Genomic DNA, 22,304 nt, shown 5'->3' on the forward strand with positions numbered 1-22,304 from the left:
CCTGGCCCATCGTGGCTCTCGCGACATCCATGTCGCTCAACCCCTGAAACTCCGCTTCAACGAGGCCTCCTGAAAGGGGCATTCCGGAGCGTGCGGATGTTTCTCTGGAAATCCTTTAAAGCCAGAACCAGAACCAGAGCGAGGGGCTTTTATGTAGGAGCGAGCTTGCTCGCGAACGGACTTCGCTGCGGAATCGGTTTCGCGAGCAAGCTCGTTCCTACAGATTGGATTGAGGGCGCTTCAGGTCGCCAGCAACGGTGGCATCGGGCAATCCAGGATATCCGCCACCGCGCGCATCAGCTCCGCTTCGCCAGCGGTGATGCGCCCGTCGTGCTCGATGCAGCGCGCCAGCGCCTTGAGCAGTTGCGGCTTCTGCAGCGGGCGCAGTTGTTCCAGCTGCTTCAGTGCGGTCTCCAGCTCGCGCAGGCTGGCGGCGCCCGGCAGCGGCCGGGGGGCGAAGGGCAGGCCGCTCCAGGCATCGGCGAACGCCTGCTCGGTCTGCAGGTCGCTGGTTTCGCCAACGCGGGCGAGGAAGGCCAGCAGCGTTGCGCAGGCTTCGGACAGGTCCGCCAGTGCCACGTTGCCGATCTTGCCGCTGCCCGGCCGCAGGTTGCGCTCGATGATGCGCAGCAGCGTCCATTCCAGCAGCTTGACCTTGCCGTCCAGCTTGATCAGTAGCGCCATGTTCTCGCGCAGGGCGAGGAAGGCCTTGGCGTCCAGTTGCTTGAGCGCCGGCATGGCCAGGTCGAGCAGGGGCAGGCGCTGGCCCGGATCGAGTCGTAGCAGCGACTCCTCCAGCAGGTCCAGTTGCAGCGCCAGGCTGAGGTTCAGGCGTTGCTTGATCGCTTCCAGCTGGCGCGCCCGCAGGCCGGGGTCGCTATCCAGCAGCAGGCCGTAGACCAGCGCTTCGGCGCCTTCGCTGTCATGGGCGGCGCGCTGCAGGCGCTCGTCCAGGCGTTGCAGGGTGCTGCGGGCTTCCTGCAGATGCGCGATGGTGGGTGCGCCGACGGCGGCCACTGCCACGTCCACGGCGCTGGGCTGGTACGGCTGGCCGGTGACGGCGGAGGTCCAGGCTTGCTTGTTCATCAGCGCCACGTCTAGGCGTGGTTCGAATTTCGGGTAGTTTCCGTCCCAGCCCGGATCGACGCGGCGAATACGGTCCTTCAGCGGCGGGTGGGTGTCGAACCAGCTGCTGCCCACGCCATCGCCGAAGTACATATGGCTGAATTCTGCCGCGCGCGGGGCGCTGAGCAGGGCGCCCAGCGGGTTGCCACCGATCTTCTTGAGCGCACCGGCGATAGTCGAGGGATCACGGGTGAACTGCACGGCCGAGGCGTCGGCCAGGAACTCGCGCTGGCGGCTGACCGAGGCCTTGATCAACTGCCCGAAGAAGGTGCCGACATAGCCGAGTACGTAAAGCACCACGCCGGCGCCGATCACCAGCAGCACCACGCTGCCGCCGCCGTTCTTGTCGTTGCTGCTGCTCCGGCTGCTGATGCGCACGCCAGTGCTGGTCTCGCTCCAGCCGCGCAGCAGCATGCCGCCGATCAGGCCAAGCAGGAGCATGCCGTGGAGCAGGGCGGTCAGCCGGGTGTTGAGCAGCATGTCGCCGTGGTGGATGTGGCTGAACTCGTGGGCGATCACGCCCTGCAGTTCATTGCGGTCGAGCTGCTCGATGGCGCCGCGGGTAATGCCGATCACCGCGTCGCGGGGTGTCAGGCCGGCGGCGAAGGCGTTGATCGAGCCGTCTTCCAGCACATACACCGGCGGCACCGGCGAGCCGGAGGCCAGGGCCATTTCCTCGACCACGTTCAGCAACCGACGCTCGTCAGCATTGCTGGCGCTGAGGTTGAGCAGGCGGCCGCCGAGGCTCTCGGCCACGACCTTGCCGCCCGCACTCAACTGCACCTGCTTGTACAGCGCGCCGAGGACGACCACGCCGACGATCACGGCGGCCACCGACAGGTACAGCTCCGGATCGGGCAGGGAGGCGCGCGAGGTCAGGTGCAGAGCAGGCTCGCCGAGGTGACGCCAGAGCCAGCCCAGCGCCAGGCTGGTGATGGTCACCAGGCACACCACGGCGATAGTCAGCAGCAGGACCAGGCGCCCGGTCTGCTTGCGGGCGCGGTCCTGGTGTTCGAAGAAGTTCATCGCGCGTCCTGCGCCGAGGTTTTAGAAGGCGACTTTCGGCGCGGCCTGGATTGCCTTGCTGTCCTCGAACTCGAGCAGGCTGGCGTCCTTGCTGTGGCCGTAGGTGGCGGCCAGGACGTTGGCGGGGAAGGACTGGCGGTAGGTGTTGTACTCCATCACCGAGTCGTTGTACGCCTGGCGGGCGAAGGCGACCTTGTTCTCGGTGCTCGACAGTTCCTCGCTGACCTGCTGCAGGTTCTGCGAGGCCTTGAGGTCCGGGTAGGCTTCCAGGGTCACGTTCAGGCGACCCATCGCGCCACCCAGGGCATTCTCGGCGGCGGCCAGTTGCGCCATGCGGCCGGCGTCGCCCGGTTGCTCGGACGCGGCCTTCAGGCCGGCCACGGCAGCGTTGCGCGCAGCGATCACAGCTTCGAGGGTTTCGCGCTCGTGCTTGAGGTAGGCCTTGGCGGTTTCCACCAGGTTGGGGATCAGGTCGTAGCGGCGCTTGAGTTGCACCTCGATCTGCGCGAAGGCGTTCTGGTAGCGGTTGCGCAGCGCCACCAGACGGTTGAACACACTGATCAGCAGGAAGATCACGCCAGCGATGATGGCGAGGGTAATGATCGAGGAAACGCTCATGGGATGTCCTTATCGGCAGGCGATCGAGCGTCGATAATAGCGGAAAGCCAGCTGAATGTTGGGCAACTTCTCACGTCTTGCTTCGGCAGTGCATCGGCCGTATTGCGGCGTGTTGCGAAACGAAAAAAGGGCCTCCATGGAGGCCCTTTTGCCGAGCCCTGTAAATCAGCGGTTCAGATACTCGGCGCCGGACAGCACTTCGGCGTAGGCGAAGGCAAACGAGGCCATGTAGGCGGCATGGACCTGGGCGGCCGGCACCTTCACGCCGTTGAACTCCAGGTCCAGCGTGGCGCAGGCGTCGTGCAGCACGGTTACCGTGTAGCCGAAATCGGCGGCGGCACGCACCACGCCGTCCACGCACATGTGGCTCATGTGACCGACAACGACCACGGAGTCGACGCCGTGCTGGTCGAGGATGGCCTTGAGGTCGGTGTCGCGGAACGAGTTGACGAAATGCTTCAGGACCACCGGCTCGCCGGGCAGGTTGGCGACCTTGGCGTGGATTTTCGCGCCGTCGCTGCCGGGGGCGAAGAACGGGGCGTCGGCGCTTTCGAACTCGTGGCGTACGTGCACCACCAGGTCACCGCGCTCGCGGAAGGCGGCGAGCACCTTGGCGGCCTGGTCGGCGGCCGGCTCGATGCCGACCAGCGGCCACTTGCCGGAGGGGAAGTAGTCGTTCTGGATATCCACTAGGATGAGCGCTTGCTTGGCCATTTCCGAATTCCTTTTGAGTGGTGAGGAAGTGGGACCAGTATGGTTCGCCGCTCGCCGAGCGGGGATCAGGTGGAACGACAATAACCAGGGGAAAACTGACAATGGCTGTGGAACGGAGCGTCGTCGAGATCGGCTTGCTGCTCTATCCCGGTGTGCAGACGGCGGCGCTGCACGGGTTGACCGATCTCTTCGCGGTGGCGGAGCGCATCGCCGGCGACGAGGCCGGCGCTCAGCTGCCGGCACTGCGCGTCAGCCATTGGTGCGGGGAGGCCGGCAGCGAACCGCATCGTGTCTTCGATACGCATCCCGGCGCGGACAGCCGCCTGGTCGCGGTGCTGGTGCCGCCGTCACTGTTCGGCCTGCCCGACGCCGCGCCGCTGCGCAACCTCACCGACTGGCTTGCTGCGCGCCATGGCGAGGGCGCCATCGTCGGCTCGGTTTGCATCGGCGGGCTGCTGGTAGCCGAAGCCGGGCTGCTCGACGGCCGTAGCGCCACCGCTCACTGGAGCGGTGCCGAAGCCTTTGCCAAGCGTTTCCCGCGCGTACGCCTGGAGCCGCACAAGCCCATGGTCGACGATGGCGACCTGATCACCTCCGCCGGGCTGATGGCCTGGTCGGAGCTCGGCCTGCGCATCGTCGACCGCCTGCTCGGCCCGAGCATCGCCAGCCGCACCGCACGCTTCATGGTGGTGGAGCACAGCGACAGCGCCCAGCAATGCGGCAGCAACTTCGCGCCGCTGCTGGGGCATGGCGACGCCGCGATCCTCAAGGTCCAGCACTGGCTGCAGGGCAATGGGGCGGTGGACGTCAGCCTCGCCGCCATGGCCGCCCAGGCCGGGCTGGAAGAGCGCACCTTCCTGCGCCGCTTCCGCGCTGCCACCGGGCTCAAGCCCACCGAGTACTGCCAGCACCTGCGCGTGGGCAAGGCGCGGGAGCTGCTGGAGTTCACCAACGGCACGGTGGACCACATCGCCTATACGGTCGGCTACCTCGATCCGGGCTCGTTCCGCAGCACCTTCCGCAAGATCACCGGGATGGCGCCGAGTGATTACCGCAAGCGCTTTGGGGCAAAAGCGGCGGTAGTGCCCGTCAAGAGCTGATCAAATCCACCGATCATTCTCCGCCGTCCGCTCGCCGCCCTGATCCCCGGTATTCAGCACGCCGCGCGGCTCGATCAGCATCACCTGCACTTCCCGCTCGGCATACGGCTTGTGCTCCACGCCGCGCGGTACCACGTAAAGCTCGCCGGCGCGCAGGGTCAGCGGGCCGTCACGGAAGTCGATGCGCAGTTCGCCGTCGAGCACGATGAAGGTTTCGTCGGTGTCTGCGTGGCTGTGCCAGACGAAGTCGCCGTGCAACTTCACCACCTTGAACTGGTAGTCGTTCATCTCGGCGATCACCCGCGGTTGCCAGGTTTCGGTAATGCGGCCGAGCTTGTCCTGCAGGTTGATCGGTTGGCGTTGGGTCACGGTGTTTCCTCCTGGGGATCTTTCTCCCGAAATTACGGCGGGCCCGGCGGGCGGTCTTGCAGGAAATTGCGCTTCGATCACCCCTGCATTGACCTCATCGGGTTGCCGGCCCCGTCCCTGGCGCAGACAATCGATCCTTGGTCCGTCAGAAAGGAGTGCCGATCCATGGCGCAGAACATCTACGACAATCCCGAATTCTTCGCGGGCTACGCCCAGCTGCCACGTTCGCAGCACGGCCTGGACGGCGCGCCGGAGTGGGCTTCGCTGCGTTCGCTGTTGCCGCCGCTGGAAGGCTTGGACGTGGTCGACCTCGGTTGCGGTTATGGCTGGTTCAGCCGTTACGCCGCGGAGCAGGGCGCGCGCACGGTGAGCGGGCTGGACGTGTCGCAGAAGATGCTCGACCACGCACGGGCGAACACCGACGCCGCGCAGGTGAGCTACTTCCATGCCGACCTCGACCAACTCGAACTGCCCACCGCGGCCTTCGACCTCGCCTACAGCTCGCTGACCCTGCATTACCTCGCAGACCTGCCGCATTTCTTCCGCAACGTACACGATGCGCTGCGCCCCGGCGGCAGCCTGGTGTTCTCCATCGAACACCCGATCTACATGGCCTCGCTCAAGCCGGGCTGGGTCGTCGATGGCGATGGCCGCCGCTGCTGGCCGGTGGATCACTACCAGGACGAAGGCGAGCGCCGCACCGACTGGCTCGCTAAGGGAGTGATCAAGCAGCACCGCACCCTGGGCAGCATCCTGAATGCGGTCATCGGCGCGGGGCTGACGTTGCGCCACGTCGAGGACTGGGGCCCGAGCGCCGGGCAGGTGCAGGCCAATCCGGCACTGGCCGAAGAACGCGAGCGGCCGATGTTGCTGCTGGTCGCCGCGCAGCGCTGAAGAGCGAAAAACGGGCGACTATGCTCAGAGCATTGCGCCCGTCCTGCCCCGGAGATCGCCATGTCCCAGCCCGCCTCCGTCGTCCGCCCCAGCGTCATTCCCTGCCTGCGCTACCGCGATGCCCCCCAGGCCATCGACTGGCTGTGTGCCACCTTCGGCTTCCAGCGGCAACTGGTCGTTGCCGATGACCACGGCGGAATCGCCCACGCGCAGCTGGCACTGGCCGACGGCAGCGGCCTGGTGATGCTCGGCTCGTTGCACGACAACGAGTACGGCCGCCTGATGCGCCAGCCCGACGAGATCGGCGGCTGTACCCAGAGCATCTACGTGGTGGTGAAGGACGCCGAAGCGCTGTACCGCGCAGCGGTGGATGGCGGCGCGCAGATCGTCATCGACATCAAGGACGAAGACTACGGCGGCCAGGGCTTCACCTGCCGTGATCCGGAAGGGCATATCTGGAGCTTCGGCACCTACGATCCCTGGCACTGACTTCGCCCTGCAACATCCTGCGCAAGCCCCGGGCTTGACGCTTTCCCATCGCAAGTGTTGATATGCGCCCCGTTTCAGGTGCCCCCCGCCGCCGTGCGTGGGGTGAAACGGGAAGCCGGTGCGTCGCCTTCGTGCGATCAGTCCGGCGCTGCCCCCGCAACGGTAAGCGAGCGGAGCATCCACTAAGCCACTGTGCGCAAGCATGGGAAGGCGGATGCCCCAGGACCCTCGCAAGCCCGGAGACCGGCCTGGAACCTGTTTGGCAAACCCGCGGTGGGCGGGCGTGAGCCGGTTCCCGGGGCGCGCTCGTTCCGGGTGTCGCTGCGCCGCCTGCGAAATCCCGATTTCGAGGCGATCACCTTGCATTCTCCTGCTTCCATCTCCCGGCGCACCTTGCGCTGGACTCCCGTTCTCTCCCTCTGCGCCCTGAGTTCGCAGCTTGTGGCGGCGCCCCTCGACCTGGCCGATGAAATCGTCAGTGCTCCTTCCGTGGAGTCCACCACGGTGGCCGACATGGCGCGCTGCGGCAGCAAGCTGGAGGTCATCGACCGCGAGCAGATCGAGCGCGCCGGCCCCAGCGCCGACATCACCCGCGTGCTGCAGATGTACGTGCCCGGCCTGTTCGTCGCGCCGAAGAACGGCCCGTTCGACTACGGCACCTACTCGCTGCTGGGCGGGCGCAACGACGACACGCTGATCCTGCTGGACGGCGTGCGCCTGAACAATCGCCTCTACGGCGGCATCTACATCGATACCCTGCCGACCACCGCGGTGGAGCGCATCGAGGTGCTCAAGGGCGGCCAGGGCCTGCTGTTCGGCACCCAGGCGGTGTCCGGGGTGATCAATATCGTCACCCGCAGCGCGCGTTCGCGCGAGGCGTCCGGCGAGGTCAACCTGGGCCTGGATACGTTCAAGGGCCGCAGCGGCGATGCCCGCGCGGAGAAAATCGTGCAGAACGGCCTGGGCGACCTCGGCCTGATGGCCTACGTCAGCCACAACCGCTCCGACGGCTACCAGCCGTACCGCGACCGCGACATGACCGACACCGTCAGCGACAAGCGCCGCTCCTACGACGTCAACGTGTTCGGCGCCAAGGCCATCCAGGCCATCGGCGATGCCTCGCGGCTGGAGCTGTTCTACCAGTACGCCGACGCCGAGCTGGACTTCGCCCGACCGACATCGAACCATCACACCAGCAACAACCGCGTGCAACAGATCGCCACGGCGACCTTCCAGCAGAGCGTCAACGACGACTTCAGCTGGTTCGCCAAGACCCACATCAACGACTGGGATACCCGCTACGACCGCGTCTACAACCTGCAGGGCGGCGGCACCCAGGTGCTCAATCACAATGACTACTGGGGCTTTACCGACTGGGGGGCGCAGCTCGAAGGCAAGGCCAGGTTCGGTGGCGGTCACGAGCTGGTCTTCGGGAGCGACAACCAGTGGTACAAGGGCCAGGACGATGTGCTGATCATCGACAACGACAAGGCCGAGTCCCATGCGCTGTACGCCCAGCTGCGCCCGCGCATCGACGCGCTGCCCGACTGGCACCCGAGCCTGGGCGTGCGCCGCGAGGAAATCTCCGGCGGCGAAGGCGCCACGGTGTGGATGCTGACCTCGCTCTATGACCTAACCCAGCAACTCAAGCTGCGCGGCCAGTTCGGCACGGCCTTCAAGTTGCCCACCGCCGAGCAACTGTTCGTCAATGAGCCGGGCGACGAAGTCGGCAACCGTGACCTCAAGCCCGAGCGCAGTCGCAACGCCGAACTGGGCCTGGATTACACCGGCGAGCTGTTCGACCAGCCGTGGAGCGGCAGCGTCACCCTGTTCCGCCGCGAGATCACCGACCTGATCACCCTCGCGGGCGATCAGTGGGTGAACGGCAACGGCGAGATCGAAGTGCGCGGCGTGGAAGCCAACGGCCAGTGGCAGTTCGGCCGCCATTGGCAGCTCTCCGCCGACGCCACGCGCAACCTGGTGGACAGCCGCAAGGGCGTGACGGTGAACAACATCCCGCACTTCTTCGCCCGCGTGCGAGCCGGCTATGACGACAACCTCTGGGGCGCTGGCCTCGCCACACGCTACGTGGGCTCCATCGTCAGCGCCCAGGACGACGACTACGGCCACTACACCGTGCTCGACGGCGATGCCTATCGCTACCTCGACGCGGCCCGCGCGCATCGTCTGAGCCTGCTGCTGGAGAACCTGCTGGACCGCGACTACGCCACCGGCCGCACCAGCAACGGCATCCGCCAGGTGGACAACCTCGGCCGGCCGCGCACCGCCGAGCTGCGCTACACCTTCAGCTTCTGATGAGGGCCATCCTGCTGGTCGGCCCGCTGGCCGGCGCCCAGGGCGAGCGCCTGCACCGCGAGGTGTCGGCGCGTCTGGCGGGTGTCGAGAGCATCGACACCAGCGAGGGCTTCGACCTGCTCTGGGCCCGAGCGCGCGCGCAGCTTGCCGATGCCGCGTCGTTGTTGCTGGTCGACCTGGAGCCCGCCGCCGACGGCGCCTACCTCGACTGGGTGCGCGCCGAACTGGCGGTACTGGCGGATGAGTTTCCGCAGGCGCCGGTGCCGAGCATCACGGCATCGGCGCTGGGCCGGCGTGGGCTCGATGTCGGTGCGGTGCTGGCGGCGATCGACGATCCGGCGCAGCAGCTGGAATGCCGGGGTGTCGGTGCGGTGCCGTCGCAGCCCGACTGGTCCGCGCCGCCGCTGCATCGTCATCACCTGTTCCTCTGCGCGGGGCCGCGCTGCGTGCGCCGGGGCGCGTTGCCGTTGTGGAAGACCCTGCGTCGCGAACTGATTCGCCACGACCTCTACGAGAACGCCAAGGGCGCCTTGCTGACCCGCACCGGTTGCCAGTTCCCCTGCAATCGCGGGCCGGTGCTGACGGTCTACCCCGAGCGCGTCTGGTACGGCCTGCGCAGTGATGAGCAGGTTTGTCGGGTGGTGACCGAGCACCTGCGCGATGGCGTGCCGGTGGCGGATTTGCGCGTGGATGACGAAGCATGAGGCCGGCATGGCTCTTTGTGGGGGCGAGCTTGCTCGCGAAGCGCTTGATGTCATCGGTGCCCGGTTTGGTTCGCGAGCAAGCTCGCTCCTACACATTGGCATTGGCGCTCGGGGTGGCGTTGCTGCAGGGCATGGCGACGGCCACTGCCCAGGACTACCGCAACTGCGCGCAGGACTGGCACATCGATCACCCTCCGCAACGCATCCTCGCCCTCAACCAGCACGCTGCCGACCTGCTGCTGGCGTTGGGCGCCGGGTCGCGATTGATCGGCGTGGCCTACATCGATGACGACCTCAACCTGAGTGGCGGCCGCTATCGCGGCGTGCCGCTGCTGGCGCGCCAGTACCCGGCGGCGGAAGCGGTCTACGCGCTGAAGCCGGACCTGGTGGTGGCCGGCTTCGCCTCGGCCTTCCGGTTGGGCAACCTGTCCCGCGCAGAACTGGCCGGCCAGGGTGTCGGCAGCTACCTGTTGGATGCTGGGTGCGGGGTGTGGACGGATGATCTGTTCGTCGGTGTCGAGACGGACCTGACGACCTTGGGCGAAATTCTTGGCGAGCAGGAGCGGGCGCAGGAACTGATTCGCCAGCAACGCGCCGAGCTGGCCGAAGCCCGCCGCCTCTTTGCCCACCACAAGCCGCTGAACGTCTTCTATCTCGACAGCGCCAGCAACGGACTGGAGAGCCAGGGCCGGCGCGGAGTCATTACACAGCTGCTGCATGCCGCCGGGGCGCACAACCTGTTCGAGGATGTCGACCTGGGCAGCTTCACCGCCAACACCGAACAACTGCTGGCACGCGATCCGGACGTGATCCTGCTGGCCGATGCGCTGTGGTCCACGGCCGAGCAGAAAAAGAAAACGCTGCGTGCCGACCCGGTGCTGTCGCGACTGCGCGCCGTGCGCGAAGGGCGCTTCGTGGCCTTGCCGTTCACTCATCTGTTCCCTGGCGTGCACAGCGGCCAGGCGGCTCGCGAACTGGCGCAGGCGCTGCGCCGGTTTTGAACGCAAGCGTCCTGTCTGTTCGCCGCTCACTGTTCCTACCCAAGCGCGGGAGCCCGTGTTAGAAAGCGCCCATCGATCCTTGGGAGGTTGTCATGGGCAAGTTGCGCGTTGGAGTGATTTTCGGTGGGCGTTCGGCGGAGCACGAGGTGTCGCTGCAATCGGCGAAGAACATCGTCGACGCGCTGGACCGCGAGCGCTTCGAACCGGTGCTGATCGGTATCGACAAGGAAGGCCGCTGGCACCTCAACGATGCCTCCGACTACCTGCTCAACCAGGAAAACCCGGCCCTCATTGCGCTGAACCGTTCCAATCGCGAGCTGGCCGTGGTGCCGGGCAAGGCCGAGCGGCAACTGGTGGAAACCGGCAGCCGCCAACTGCTCGATCACGTCGACGTGATCTTCCCCATCGTTCACGGCACCCTGGGCGAGGACGGCTGCCTGCAGGGCCTGCTGCGCATGGCCGATATTCCCTTCGTCGGCTCCGACGTGCTGGGCTCGGCCATCTGCATGGACAAGGACGTGAGCAAGCGCCTGCTGCGCGACGCCGGCATCGCCATCACGCCGTTCCTCACGCTGACCCGCGCGAATGCCGCCCGCACGCCGTTTGCCGAGGCGCAGCGCAAGCTCGGCCTGCCGCTGTTCATCAAGCCGGCGAACATGGGCTCGTCGGTGGGCGTCAGCAAGGTCGAGGACGAGGCCGCGTACGACGAAGCCGTGCGCCTGGCGCTGGCCTTCGATGACAAGGTGCTGGTCGAGGCCGCCGTCAAGGGCCGCGAGATCGAGTGCGCGGTGCTGGGCAACGAGCAGCCGATCGCCAGCGGCTGCGGCGAGATCGTCGTCGGCAGCGGCTTCTACTCCTACGACAGCAAGTACATCGACGAGGATGCGGCCAAGGTCGTGGTGCCGGCGGATATTCCGGCCGAGGCCGGCGAGCGTATCCGCCAGCTCGCGGTAGACGCCTTTATCGCCCTGGAATGCTCCGGGCTGGCACGGGTCGACGTGTTCCTCACCGACAGTGGCGAGGTGCTGGTCAACGAGCTCAACTCGCTGCCCGGTTTCACCCGCATCAGCATGTATCCCAAGCTCTGGCAGGCCGCCGGGATGACCTACAGCGAGCTGGTCAGCCGCCTGATCGACCTGGCCATCGAGCGCCACGCCGCACGGCGCAACCTGCAGACCAATCGCTGATCCACGCCCCGCCAGCTGCTTCTGCGCTACCCTGAGTGCCCGTCGCCCGGTTTCGGGCGGCCGGCCCCGTGTCCCGTAACGAACCGTCAGAAGGAGCACGAGATGAACACTGTGGTATTCGCCGACGGCACCGCCGTACCCGCCATCGGCCAGGGTACCTGGCGCATGGGCGAGGACAGCTTCCAGCGCAAGCGCGAGGTCGCCGCCCTGCGCGAAGGTATCGAGCGGGGCCTGACCCTGATCGACACCGCCGAGATGTACGCCGAGGGCGGTTCGGAGGAGGTGGTTGGCGAGGCTATTGCCGGGCTGCGCGAGCGGGTCTTCCTGGTCAGCAAGGTCTACCCGCACAACGCCAGCCGGCGTGGCATCCCCGAGGCCTGCGAACGCAGCCTGCGGCGCCTGGGTACCGATTGCCTGGACCTCTACCTGTTGCACTGGCGCGGCCAGTACCCGCTGGATGAAACCGTGGATGCCTTCGAGCGGTTGCGCGAGGCGGGCAAGATCAAGCGCTGGGGCGTCTCCAATTTCGACCTCGACGATATGCAGGAGCTGAACGAGCCGGCCTGCGCCACCAACCAGGTGCAGTTCAGCCTGGAGGAGCGCGGTATCGAGTGGGACCTGCTGCCCTGGTGCCAGGAAGAACGCATGCCGCTGATGGCTTACTGCCCGGTTGGCCAGGGCGGTCGCCTGCTGCGCGATCGGGTACTGGCGGATATCGCCGGCCGCCACGACGCCACCCCGGCCCGCGTCGCCCTGGCCTGGCTGATCCGGCAGCCGGGAGTGATCGCCATTCCCAAGGCGGTCGAGCCGCTGCATGTGCGCGACAATGCCGCCGCGCTGCAATTGCGGCTGACGCCCGAAGACCTCGACGCCCTCGACGCCGCCTTCCCGCCGCCGAACCGCAAGCAGCACCTCGCGGTGGTCTGACTCCGCACCACGCACCGGCCCCGATCGTCGCCCCCCAGGGCGCGGCCGGGGCAGGGTGCTAGCCTTCCTCCATGGCCAAGATGGCCTGGGAGGGCAACAGCGATGAGCAACTACACGGCGGACGGCGCCGCCATCAATCGGGTACTGACCGATTACGTCGAGGGCATGACTTTCGGTGACGAGGCCCGGCTGCGCCAGGCCTTCCATCCTTCCTGCAAGATCATCGGCAACTACCACGGCGCGCTGGAGTGGGCCTCGCTGGACGAGTTCATCGGCGCCATCAAGGCCGAATCGCCGCCTGCCGAAGGTGCGCCGCCGGCGTGGGAGCTGAAGTCCCTGGACATAACCGGTGATAGCGCAGTGGCCAAGGTCACCGACGAGTTCATGGGCATGCACTTCACCGACTACCTGTCGCTGCTGCAGGTCGGCAACGGCTGGCAGATCGTCAACAAGCTCTACTACCTGCACGAGTGACGTGGAACGCATCGGCCTGCGCGGTACGCCGGAAACTTTGCTGATCACCCTCTACGCCAAGGCGAAGGAGAGCGAGCTGCCCGACAGTCTGCTGCGCGACCACCTCTCGCGCCGCGCCGTGGAGCAGATCAACTATGACTTCGCCCGCCTGCGCATCGGCCGCGCGGAGCAGGTGGGGATTGCCCTGCGGGCCAAGCTGTTCGACGACTGGGTACGCGACTTCCTGGCGCGGCATCCGGCCTGCGTGGTGCTGCAGCTGGGGTGCGGGCTGGACAGTCGGATCTTCCGCATCGACCCGCCGTCCACCGTGCAATGGTTCGAGGTGGACTTCCCGGAAGTGATCGCGCTGCGCGAGCGCCTGTACCCCGCGCGGGAGAACTGCCACCTGCTGGCCAGCGCGCTGACCACACCGGACTGGTGGCGCGTGATTCCGACAGGGCGGCCGGTGCTGATGCTTTCCGAAGGCGCGCTGCCCTACGTGGAGGCGGACAAGGTTCCCTGGCTGCTGCGCGCCCTGGTGGCGCACTTCCATCAGGGCGAACTGGTACTCGATGGCTACAGCCGCCTGGGCATTCGCCTGCTGCAGTGGAACCCGATGATCCGCCGTACCGGCGCCGTGCTGCACTGGGGGATCGACGAGCCCCGGGAGCTGGAGCAGCAGGTCTCGGCCCTGCAGTTCGTCGATGCCATCGCCGCCTACGACCGCGAGCAGATCGCCCGGCTGCCCCTGGGCATGCGCCTGCTCTACGAGATCACCCTGGCCATTCCGGCGATGCGTCGCATGGGCCGGCTGCTGCGCTATCGCTTCGCCACGCCGTCCTAGGCGGATGGCCGCGCGGGCTTGCGGCTGCTTTACTGATGCGTCTACGACGACCTTGCGCAGGAGCGCTGCGATGAAGCTCGAGCCGTTGATGGAGATGAACGTGAAGGCCAGCGTGCCGCTGGAAATCGGCCGCGTGCCCCAGGGCCAGCGGCTGATCTCGGCGGCCGGCGGCGGCACTTTCAAGGGCCAGCGCCTGAGCGGCGAAGTGCTGCCCGGTGGCGGCGACTGGATCCTGGTGGATGGCGACGGCGGCTGGCACCTGGAAGTGCGCCTGGTGCTGCGCACCGACGACGGCGCGCGTATCCTGATGCAGCACAACGGACTGCTGGTGGCCAACCCGAAGATCATCCACGCAGTCTCGCGGGGCGACAGTACCGAGTTCGGCGACACCTATTTCATGATCCAGCCGCGTTTCGAGGTCGGCGACGACCGCTACCGCTGGCTCAACCACCAGTTGGCGGTGGGTGAGGGCCGGCTGGGGCCGGGCTGGGTCGAATACCGTTTGTACTCCCTCGCCAATGGATGAGCGATGAAGAGCAGGACTTGTCACACGCGGAGGGCACAGTTGAGGCATCAGGGATCTGGAGACGACCCCATGGCTCTGCCTCCCAACATGCAGCCCGACGATAAAGTGGTGCTGTTCGACGGTGCCTGCCGCCTGTGCAACGGCTGGAGCCGCTTCCTCCTGCAGCACGACCGCGAGCGCCGGGTAAAGCTGTGCAGCGTGCAGTCCGCCGAGGGGCAGGCGATCCTCGACTGGTTCGGCCTGCCCACCGAGTACTTCGACACCATGCTCTACGTCGAGGGACGCGAAGGCTTCGAGCGCAGCGACGCCTTCCTGCGGGTGATCGGCCAACTGCCGGCGCCGTGGAACTGGCTGCGGGTGCTCTGGCTGATTCCACGGCCACTGCGCGACTGGTGCTACGACCGTATCGCCCTCAACCGCTATCGCCTGTTTGGCCGCGAAGAGCAGTGCCTGGTGCCCTCGCCGCAGTACCGCGGGCGATTCCTCGGCAATGACTAGCGCGGCCATCGCGCGCCTGGCGCTGGGCCTGGTGTTCCTCTACCACGGCCTGGTGCCCAAGCTGCTGTTCCTCAGCCCGGACGAAGTGCGGATGATCGAGGCCCACGGCTGGCCGCTCTCCACCCAGCGTATTGCCGAGGTCGCGGGCGCCGCCGAGATCGTCCTGGCCCTGGCCATCCTGCTGCTGCGCCGCAGCCGCTGGCCGCTATGGCTGGCGGCGGCTGCGCTGCTGGGCCTGCTGGTGGATGTGGCGCTGTTCGCCCCGGAACTGCTGCTGGGCGCCTTCAATCCGGTCTCCACCAACGTCGCCGCGCTGGCCTTGTGCGCCATCGCCCTGCTGGGCGAACGGGACGCCACGCCGCCCCGTCCGCCACCGCTGCGTTAGAAGCTTCGGGAAACGCTGGCCACTACCGTTGCGGTGCAGGCGTCGCCGAAGCCGAACTGGGTCCGGCATTCGTTCTGCGACAGGTCGGTGTCGATGTAGCTCACCGCCCAGTCGAAGCCCACCCATTCATGGCTCAACTTGGCTTCCCACTCGTGGTAGGTGTCGCGGGTACTGCCGTCGCCGGAAAGATAGAGCGGGTCCTTGGCGTCGTTGCGGCCGTAGCGCACGCGCAGCTTGAACTCCTCCGGCAGCTCGGCGTTGTAGGCCAGGTAGGTGTAGAGGTTGGCCTGGTCCTCGCCGAAGTAGGTCGGGTAATCGTTGCCGTAGTAGGCGCCGACCTCGATGCCGTAGGCGTGGAGGATGGCGTAGGTATCGCTCTGGTTGAACTGGCTTTCCTTGGGGTAGGCGTACTTGATATAGCCCAGGTCCAGGGCGATGTTTTCGTCGGCCTGCCAGTACCAGCCACCGTAGTAGTCGATTTCCTGACGGGTCTTCAGGCCACCGCCGAAATCGACGTTGGAGCTCCATACGCCCAGGTAGGCGCCGGAGGCATGCTGCAGGGTGGCGCCGACCTGCAGGGCCGGGTCGCCCTGGGTCTGCGAGATGCCACGGGTGCGGTAGTCGCTGACCAGCGCGGTGTCGATCTGCAGGTTGAAGTCGTGGCCCAGCTCGACGGCCAGGGCGGAGGTGAGCGGCGCGCAGGCGAGCAGCGCGCCGGCCAGCCAATGGGGGCGATTCATGCGGGAAGTCCCTTTGTTGTGATTGTCTGTGGGCAGATGAAAAATCCCGCGCAGCACCCGCCTTCCCGGCTATGCCGGGTAGCGTTAAGGGAGGGCAGGGCTGGCGGGCAAGGCGCCGGGGCTGTTCAGACCCCGGCGCAGGAGCCCGGCTCAGAGAGCCGGTTGATCGTCGGCGCGGTAGACTTCGCGGCCTTCGAACAGGGTGTGCAGCACGCGGGCTTCGTCCAGTTGCTGGTCCGGAACGGTGAACACGTCACGGTCGAGCACCACCATGTCGGCCTGCTTGCCGGCCGCCAGGGTGCCGATCTTGTCGCTCAGGCCGATCGTCTGCGCGGCATTGCGGGTGTAGGCGTAGAACATGGTCTGGCGGTCCACGCGCTCGGCGGCGTTGAGTACGCCTTCCTCGCCCTTGCGGGTCACGGCCTGGTAGATGGCTTTCAGCGGGTCCGGCGTGGAGACCGGCCAGTCGCTGGCGCCGGCGATGGTGGCGCCATTGTCCAGAAGGGACTTGGCCGGATACATGTAGCGGTAGGTCTCATCGGCGATGTAGGGCTTCACCAGCTCCACGGTGTAGGGTTCGGCGGCGGCCCAGTCGAGCTGCATCGAGGCAATGACGCCGAGCTCCTTGAAGCGCGGGAAGTCCTTGGGGTTGACCAGTTGCAGGTGGGTGATCGAGTGGGTCACGCCGCTCTGCCGGTCCTTGCGCGCCTGGGCGAATCCGTTCAGCGATTCGCGCACCGCGCGGTCGCCGATGGCGTGGATGTGCACCAGCCAGCCGCGTGCGTCGGCAGCGCTGACCAGTTCGCCGAAGTGCTTCGGATCGATCAGCAGTTCGCCCGGCTTGTGGCTGTTCTTGTAGTCCTCCAGCAGCGCGGCGGACTGCGCCGGGAACTCGATCACGCCATCGGCGAAGACCTTGATGCCCGGCAGCGTCAGGTTGGGGATGCCCTGGAACTGCTGGCGGACCTTCTCGATCACGTCCAGATCGGCCGGCGTACTTCTCGGGTTCACCACCTGCAGTGCGGCAACGTGGGCGGTGAGCTGGCCGTCGCGGGCCAGGTCGCGATAGACCGGCAGCACGCCGACGGTCTTCTCGGTGGGCTTGATGGCGAACAGCGCCTCGCCGGGCGTGCCGTTGGCGGCCGGGTCCATCCAGGCCGTGATGCCCAGACTGTTGTTGTACTTGACGGCCGCGACACCGGCACGGTCCATGGTGGCGGCGTCGGGCACCGGCATGGCGGCGGCCACCAGGTCGAAACCGGAGTCGACCAGGAAGCCGCTGGGGTTGAAGTCCTTGTCGTGGGCGACGTTCTGCTGCTCCAGCGGGCTCAGGCCGCGCACGCGCTTGGCATCCAGCCCGGCGCGCTTGAGCATGGCGGCGTTGGCCCAGGCGGTGTGGTGGTCGCTGCCGATCAGCACCACCGGGGTGTCCTTCCACTCGCCCTGGTTGAAGCGCTTGGCCAGGCCGTCGGCCTGGGACCAGTAGGTGGAGTTCATGCCGTTCATCACCACGGTGTCGTGCACCTTGGCCTTGCCGCTGTCGCGGTCCTGCTTGAGGCGTTTCTCGAAGGCATCGAGGTCCATCTGCTCATCCTGCAGGCTGGCGGAGATCAGCTCCAGGCCGCCGAAGATGGAGTGCGAGTGGCTGTCGATGAATCCGGGCATCAACACTTTGCCGCCCAGGTCGACCTGCTTGCTGCCACTGCCGGCGAGCTTGCGGATGTCCTCGTTGGAGCCCACCTGCAGTACCTTGCCGCCGGCGACTGCGATGGCTTGCTGCAGCGGCTGGCCAGGTTCGGCGGTGAAGACCTTGGCGTTGTACAGGATCAGGTCCGCGTTCTGTGCCTGTGCTTCAAAAGTACCGAGTGCGATGGCGAGCGCCAGCGCTCCCTTGAGCATGCCGTGCATGACTTTCCTCTGCTTTTCGATGGATTATTGTTGGTCTGCAGCGCAGGCTAATGGCGTGGCGTGTGCCGCGGAAGTCGCTAACGGGCATAACACTTGTGAAGGATTGGCACGAATGACGATGGACAGATTCAGCAGCTTGGCAATGTTCGTCGCCAGTGCCGAGACCGGCAGTTTCAGCCGTGCCGCCGAGCAACTGGGTAAGACCCCATCGGCGGTGACCAAGGCGGTCGGCCAGCTGGAAATCGATGTCGGCGCGCGGCTGTTCGAGCGCACCACGCGCAGCATGTCACTCACCGAGGCTGGCCAGCTCTACCTGGATGGTGCTCGCGAGGTGCTGGCGCGGATGCGCGAAACCACCGAGGAGATCGCCCAGTTGCAGCACAGCCTGCGGGGCGTGCTGCGCATCACAGGGCCGCTGATCGTCGGCCCGGTGTTCCTCGACCGGGCCTGTGCCGAATTCCTCGACCTGCACCCGGACGTGCGCTTGCAGGTGGACCTCTGCGATAGTTATGTCGATCTGCTCGACGGCCGCTACGACCTCGCCCTGCGCATGGGCAACAGCGACCTGCCAGGGCTGATAGCCCAGCCGCTGGCCGAAAGCCGCCTGGCGATGTGCGCCAGCCCCGCTTACCTTGAGCGGCGCGGTGCACCCAGCCATCCGAGCGAAATCATTGACCACGATTGCCTGGTCTACCGCCACCCGGCGCTGGACGACCGCTGGTGGTTCGACGTGGACGGCATGCGCTTTTCCACACCGCGCAATGGCCGGTTGAGCAGCGACAACCAGGCCACCTTGCTGACCGCTTGCCTTGCCGGACACGGCCTGTTGCCGTGCCCGCGCTGGAGCGTGCTGGAATATCTGCGCAGCGGGCGGCTGGTGACGGTGCTGGATGACTACTTCTTCGAACCCGACACCTTCGGCGCGCAGATTCTCGCGGTCTACCCGAGCAACCGCCGGGCGACGCGCAAGATCCACGCATTCATCGAGCACCTGCGCGAGTACCTGCGGCGCGACGGCATTCTCTAGGTTGTTACAGCAATACCCCGGCCCAGGCCGAGACCAGCAGCAGGATTGCCATCAACTGGTTGAGCCGCTGCATCTGCCGGGGCGAGAGCAGGCGCTGGCTGCCGATACCCAGGCCGGCCCAGACCGCCATGCAGGGAATCGACACGAGGAAGAACAGCAGCGACAGCAGTTGCACGCGGTCCAATCGATCGGCGCCGTAGCCGGCGTATACGCTGATCACCGCCAGCGCCATCATCCAGGTCTTGGGGTTGACCAGCTGCAGCGCGGCAGCGCCTGCCGCTCCCAGGCGCGCGGCGTCGGTATCGCGCTTCGGGTCTGCCGGCGGGCTGCGGAGGATCTGCCAGGCCAGCCAGCTCAGCCAGAGCACGCCGACTGCGCTCATCGCCTGTTGCACCCGTGGCAGGCTGGCCAGTACTTCGCCCAGCCCGCTGCCCACCGCCAGCACCAGCGCCGCTGCGGCGCCGCAGCCGCCAAGCATGATCGGTAACGCCGCACTCCAGCCGAAGCGCGCGCTGTTGCTGAACACCAGTAGGTTGGTGGGACCGGGCGTGATGGAGGCGACGAAAGCGAAGAGCAGGAAGGGCAGCCACTGGCTGAACTGGGCGAGGTGCATGGCGGGAACTCCAGTGAATCGGTGGGAGTTCATCATCGCCAGCGGGGCGGGCTCAGTCTGGAAGCTTTGAGCAGCGCTTGCGGTAGTACGCGGGCGTCACACCATAGGCGCGGCGGAACCAGCGGCCGAGGTGGCTCTGGTCGGCGAAGCCGAGGTCGGCGGCGATGTCCGCCGGGGCCAGGCCGCGGCCGAGCAACTGTCGGGCTCGTGCCAGGCGCAGTTGTATCAGGTAGGCATGGGGCGGCAGGCCGAAGGCCTGCTTGAACGCGCGGGTCAGGCGGAAGCGGTCGCAGCCGCTGGCCTGGGCCAGGTCGTCGAGGCCGATGTCGGCGGTCAGGTTGGCGTGCAGGAAGTCCCGCGCGCGCTGTGCCACCAGCGGCAGATGCGCCTGCCTGGTGCCGCGCTGGCGCCAGTGCAGGTGACGGGTCATGCCATCGAGCAGATCGTCGATGGCGCTCTGGCGGACGATCTTCAGGTCATGGCCATGCACGGCCTGGAAGGCGTTGTCGATGTGCCGGGCAAGCTGCGGGTCGTCGATCAGCAACTCGGGCACGGCCAATTGGCAATTGCCCGGTGCCTCCTCGAACAGCGTGGCGATCTCGCGCTCAAGCCAGGGGGCGTCGAGGTACAGGGTGCGATAGGTAAAGCCGCCCTCGGTGGGCGCGTCGCCGTCATGGATATCGCCGGGCTCGAGGAAGAACACCTTGCCGGTAGTGCTGACGTAGCGCTGGTTGCGGCTGCGGAACTGCTGCACGCCCGATTCGGTGAAGCCGATCAGGTAACTGTCGTGCCAGTGCGGGTCGTAGGCGTGGCCCTTGAAGTGCGCGCGCAGGCTCTGGATGCCGGTGTCGGCATCCTGCAGCAGGTCGATCCAGTTGTCTTTGTGCATGGGCCGCCTCCGTACCGCTTGCCCGGTCGGCCAGCATAGCGCGCGATGAGGCGATGTCTGGAAGATTCGTGCAGCCGTCGATCCGCCGGCTGCACGACTATCCGCCAGGATCAGCCAGGCATGGCGTCGAAACTGTCGCTACGCGCCATGCGCCAGATGCGCTCGTAGAACTCGCCCTCGATGTTGCCGGAGAGCAGTTCACCCGGCTTCAGGAAGTAATGCAGGTGCGAGAACAGGCGGATTTCGGTGGCCGAGACGCGGCGTACCAGATGCCGCGCTTCCAGCTCCGAGGGGTGGCGGATGCCGGCGGCGGCGATCATCTCCGCCAGGCCCTTGAGCGTGTTGCGGTGGAAGCTGTAGACGCGCTCGGCCTTGTCCGGCACCACCAGGGCGCGCTGGCGCAACGGGTCCTGGGTGGCGACGCCGGTGGGGCACTTGTTGGTGTGGCAGCTCTGGCTCTGGATGCAGCCAATGGCGAACATGAAGCCGCGCGCCGAGTTGGCCCAGTCGGCGCCCATGGCCAGCACGCTGGCGATGTCGAAGGCGCTGACGATCTTGCCGCTGGCGCCGATGCGGATCTTGTCGCGCAGGTCCAGGCCGACCAGCGTGTTGTGTACGAACAGCAGGCCCTCGCGCATCGGCAGGCCCATGTGGTCGGTGAACTCCAGGGGCGCAGCGCCGGTGCCGCCTTCCTTGCCGTCGACGACGATGAAGTCGGGGAGGATGCCGGTCTCATGCATGGCCTTGGCGATGCCCATGAATTCCCACGGGTGGCCGATGCACAGCTTGAAGCCTACCGGCTTGCCGCCGGAGAGTTCGCGCAGCTGGACGATGAAATCGAGCAGCCCCTTGGGCGTGCTGAAGGCGCTGTGCGAGGACGGCGAGATGCAATCCTTGCCCATGGGCACGCCGCGGGTGGCGGCGATTTCCTCGGTGACCTTGTGCTTGGGCAGGATGCCGCCGTGGCCAGGCTTGGCGCCCTGGCTGAGCTTGATCTCGATCATCTTCACCTGCGGGTCGACCGCCTGCTTGGCGAAGCGCTCGGGGCTGAAGGTGCCGTCGTCGTTGCGGCAGCCGAAGTAGCCGCTGCCCAGTTCCCAGGTCAGGTCACCGCCGTATTCGCGGTGGTAGGGGCTGATGCTGCCCTCGCCGGTGTCATGGATGAAGCCGCCGAGCTTGGCGCCCTTGTTCAGCGCGCGGATGGCGTTGGCGCTGAGCGAACCGAAGCTCATCGCCGAGATGTTGAATACCGAGATGGAGTAGGGCTGCTTGCACGCCGGGCCACCGACGCTGACGCGGAAGGTGCAGGGGTCGGCCACCGGCGCCGGGCGGATGGAATGGGCGATGAACTCGAAGCCGGATTGGTAGACGTCGATCAGGGTGCCGAAGGGTTTGTCGGCGGTCTCGTTCTTCGCCCGCGAGTACACCAGGGCGCGTTGGGCGCGGGAGAAAGGCAGGGCCTCCTGGTCGCCTTCGAGCAGGTACTGGCGGATTTCCGGGCGGATGGCTTCCACCAGGTAGCGGATGTTGCCCAGGATCGGGTAGTTGCGGCGCACCGCGTGGCGTTCCTGCAGCAGGTCGAAGACTCCGAGCACGCTCAGGGCGAGGGTGGTCAGGGTGAAGGGCCAGACCCAGTCATGCCCGAGGAAGGGCAGGCTGAGCACGGTGAACAGGACGCAGGCGGCAAAAAAGGCATAGCGGCTTAGGAGCGACAGGTTCATGGAATCTCCAGTCGTCAGGCTTTGATCACGGTCAGGTTGGCCGAAAGGGCCGCCACAGAGCATGGCAGGCATCGCGCGAACGTGCCTGGGCAAAGGTCAATGACACGGGCTTTCGGAGGTCTTTCTAGTTCTGGCGGGCACCGACGGTAGCCCGAAGCGGGGAAAAAAGAAAGCTAGCTAACGATTTTCTCCGGCGCTGAGAAAGCTTGTTTCGGGCGGTGCAAGAACGA

23 protein-coding genes and 1 riboswitch are annotated in these 22,304 nt (G+C 66.6%); of the genes, 14 read left to right on the plus strand and 9 right to left on the minus strand.

Annotated elements, in window-relative coordinates:
- Nucleotides 1-240: 240 nt before the first annotated feature.
- The 3 genes from A9513_RS00315 to A9513_RS00325 form a co-directional block, all read right to left on the minus strand.
- Entirely contained in the window at nt 241-2,151 is a 1,911-nt protein-coding gene (locus A9513_RS00315; RefSeq protein ID WP_065083685.1) for a M48 family metallopeptidase, read from the minus strand.
- 21 nt (nt 2,152-2,172) lie between these two features.
- Nucleotides 2,173-2,769 carry a LemA family protein gene (locus tag A9513_RS00320; protein ID WP_024765354.1) on the minus strand — a complete coding sequence of 199 codons (597 nt, stop codon included), beginning with the start codon at nt 2,767-2,769 and terminating at the stop codon, nt 2,173-2,175.
- 165 nt (nt 2,770-2,934) lie between these two features.
- Nucleotides 2,935-3,483: a cysteine hydrolase family protein gene (locus A9513_RS00325; RefSeq protein WP_024765355.1), complete on the minus strand. Its 549-nt coding sequence runs from the start codon at nt 3,481-3,483 to the stop codon at nt 2,935-2,937.
- A gap of 101 nt (nt 3,484-3,584) precedes the next feature.
- Between A9513_RS00325 and A9513_RS00330 the strand changes: the two genes are divergently transcribed.
- Nucleotides 3,585-4,583: a GlxA family transcriptional regulator gene (locus A9513_RS00330; protein ID WP_024765356.1), complete on the plus strand. Its 999-nt coding sequence runs from the start codon at nt 3,585-3,587 to the stop codon at nt 4,581-4,583.
- Here A9513_RS00330 and A9513_RS00335 read toward each other — a convergent pair whose 3' ends face one another.
- Nucleotides 4,584-4,952 (minus strand): cupin domain-containing protein, encoded by a 369-nt coding sequence (locus A9513_RS00335; protein WP_024765357.1) that lies wholly within the window; start codon nt 4,950-4,952, stop codon nt 4,584-4,586.
- 165 nt (nt 4,953-5,117) lie between these two features.
- Here A9513_RS00335 and A9513_RS00340 point away from each other — a divergent pair, with 165 nt between their 5' ends.
- The 12 genes from A9513_RS00340 to A9513_RS00395 all read left to right on the plus strand — a co-directional run bounded on the left by A9513_RS00340 (nt 5,118) and on the right by A9513_RS00395 (nt 15,176).
- The gene (locus A9513_RS00340; RefSeq protein WP_024765358.1) at nt 5,118-5,846 is read left to right on the plus strand and encodes a bifunctional 2-polyprenyl-6-hydroxyphenol methylase/3-demethylubiquinol 3-O-methyltransferase UbiG; all 729 of its coding nucleotides are present in this window, start codon (nt 5,118-5,120) and stop codon (nt 5,844-5,846) included.
- A 60-nt stretch (nt 5,847-5,906) separates the two neighbouring features.
- Nucleotides 5,907-6,335, plus strand: a complete 429-nt coding sequence (locus tag A9513_RS00345; RefSeq protein ID WP_024765359.1) for a VOC family protein — start codon at nt 5,907-5,909, stop codon at nt 6,333-6,335.
- Nucleotides 6,336-6,394: 59 nt separating this feature from the next.
- Nucleotides 6,395-6,602, plus strand: a riboswitch (cobalamin riboswitch).
- 159 nt (nt 6,603-6,761) lie between these two features.
- Nucleotides 6,762-8,651: a TonB-dependent siderophore receptor gene (locus tag A9513_RS00350; protein WP_255302809.1), complete on the plus strand. Its 1,890-nt coding sequence runs from the start codon at nt 6,762-6,764 to the stop codon at nt 8,649-8,651.
- Entirely contained in the window at nt 8,651-9,355 is a 705-nt protein-coding gene (locus A9513_RS00355; protein WP_065083686.1) for a ferredoxin, read from the plus strand. Before A9513_RS00350 ends, A9513_RS00355 begins: the two co-directional genes overlap by 1 nt.
- A 47-nt stretch (nt 9,356-9,402) precedes the next feature.
- The gene (locus tag A9513_RS00360; protein WP_255302808.1) at nt 9,403-10,356 is read left to right on the plus strand and encodes an ABC transporter substrate-binding protein; all 954 of its coding nucleotides are present in this window, start codon (nt 9,403-9,405) and stop codon (nt 10,354-10,356) included.
- A gap of 92 nt (nt 10,357-10,448) precedes the next feature.
- Nucleotides 10,449-11,543 (plus strand): D-alanine--D-alanine ligase, encoded by a 1,095-nt coding sequence (gene ddlA / locus A9513_RS00365; RefSeq protein WP_065083687.1) that lies wholly within the window; start codon nt 10,449-10,451, stop codon nt 11,541-11,543.
- A gap of 102 nt (nt 11,544-11,645) precedes the next feature.
- Nucleotides 11,646-12,470, plus strand: coding sequence for an aldo/keto reductase (locus A9513_RS00370; RefSeq protein ID WP_065083688.1), 825 nt, complete (start codon nt 11,646-11,648; stop codon nt 12,468-12,470).
- 102 nt (nt 12,471-12,572) lie between these two features.
- A complete protein-coding gene (locus tag A9513_RS00375; RefSeq protein WP_037011283.1) occupies nt 12,573-12,944 on the plus strand; it encodes a nuclear transport factor 2 family protein in 372 nt (123 codons plus the stop codon).
- Nucleotide 12,945: 1 nt separating this feature from the next.
- Nucleotides 12,946-13,767: a class I SAM-dependent methyltransferase gene (locus A9513_RS00380; RefSeq protein WP_065083689.1), complete on the plus strand. Its 822-nt coding sequence runs from the start codon at nt 12,946-12,948 to the stop codon at nt 13,765-13,767.
- Nucleotides 13,768-13,837: 70 nt separating this feature from the next.
- The gene (locus tag A9513_RS00385) at nt 13,838-14,293 is read left to right on the plus strand and encodes a DUF3237 domain-containing protein (RefSeq protein WP_024765366.1); all 456 of its coding nucleotides are present in this window, start codon (nt 13,838-13,840) and stop codon (nt 14,291-14,293) included.
- 69 nt (nt 14,294-14,362) lie between these two features.
- On the plus strand, nt 14,363-14,791 hold the full coding sequence (locus tag A9513_RS00390) for a thiol-disulfide oxidoreductase DCC family protein (protein WP_065083690.1): 429 nt from the start codon (nt 14,363-14,365) through the stop codon (nt 14,789-14,791).
- Complete coding sequence (locus A9513_RS00395) at nt 14,784-15,176, plus strand: DoxX-like family protein (protein WP_024765368.1); 393 nt, start codon at nt 14,784-14,786, stop codon at nt 15,174-15,176. The genes A9513_RS00390 and A9513_RS00395 overlap by 8 nt, the downstream gene beginning before the upstream one ends.
- Here A9513_RS00395 and A9513_RS00400 read toward each other — a convergent pair.
- Together A9513_RS00400 and A9513_RS00405 are read right to left on the minus strand one after the other, a co-directional pair.
- The gene (locus tag A9513_RS00400) at nt 15,173-15,916 is read right to left on the minus strand and encodes a TorF family putative porin (RefSeq protein ID WP_024765369.1); all 744 of its coding nucleotides are present in this window, start codon (nt 15,914-15,916) and stop codon (nt 15,173-15,175) included. The genes A9513_RS00395 and A9513_RS00400 overlap by 4 nt on opposite strands.
- Nucleotides 15,917-16,066: 150 nt before the next feature.
- Nucleotides 16,067-17,824 carry an amidohydrolase gene (locus A9513_RS00405; RefSeq protein WP_065083691.1) on the minus strand — a complete coding sequence of 586 codons (1,758 nt, stop codon included), beginning with the start codon at nt 17,822-17,824 and terminating at the stop codon, nt 16,067-16,069.
- Between the two features lie 118 nt (nt 17,825-17,942).
- Between A9513_RS00405 and A9513_RS00410 the strand changes: the two genes are divergently transcribed.
- Nucleotides 17,943-18,851: a LysR substrate-binding domain-containing protein gene (locus A9513_RS00410; protein WP_038803779.1), complete on the plus strand. Its 909-nt coding sequence runs from the start codon at nt 17,943-17,945 to the stop codon at nt 18,849-18,851.
- Between the two features lie 4 nt (nt 18,852-18,855).
- Here A9513_RS00410 and A9513_RS00415 read toward each other — a convergent pair whose 3' ends face one another.
- The 3 genes from A9513_RS00415 to A9513_RS00425 all read right to left on the minus strand — a co-directional run bounded on the left by A9513_RS00415 (nt 18,856) and on the right by A9513_RS00425 (nt 22,074).
- Entirely contained in the window at nt 18,856-19,464 is a 609-nt protein-coding gene (locus A9513_RS00415) for a LysE family translocator (RefSeq protein WP_065083692.1), read from the minus strand.
- 52 nt (nt 19,465-19,516) lie between these two features.
- On the minus strand, nt 19,517-20,353 hold the full coding sequence (locus tag A9513_RS00420) for an AraC family transcriptional regulator (protein ID WP_037011285.1): 837 nt from the start codon (nt 20,351-20,353) through the stop codon (nt 19,517-19,519).
- Between the two features lie 110 nt (nt 20,354-20,463).
- Nucleotides 20,464-22,074 (minus strand): FMN-binding glutamate synthase family protein, encoded by a 1,611-nt coding sequence (locus tag A9513_RS00425; protein ID WP_024765373.1) that lies wholly within the window; start codon nt 22,072-22,074, stop codon nt 20,464-20,466.
- Between the last annotated feature and the right edge of the window lie 230 nt (nt 22,075-22,304).

Origin of the sequence: Pseudomonas sp. AU12215 (assembly GCF_001675465.2) — a bacterium.
GTDB lineage: Bacteria > Pseudomonadota > Gammaproteobacteria > Pseudomonadales > Pseudomonadaceae > Pseudomonas > Pseudomonas nitroreducens.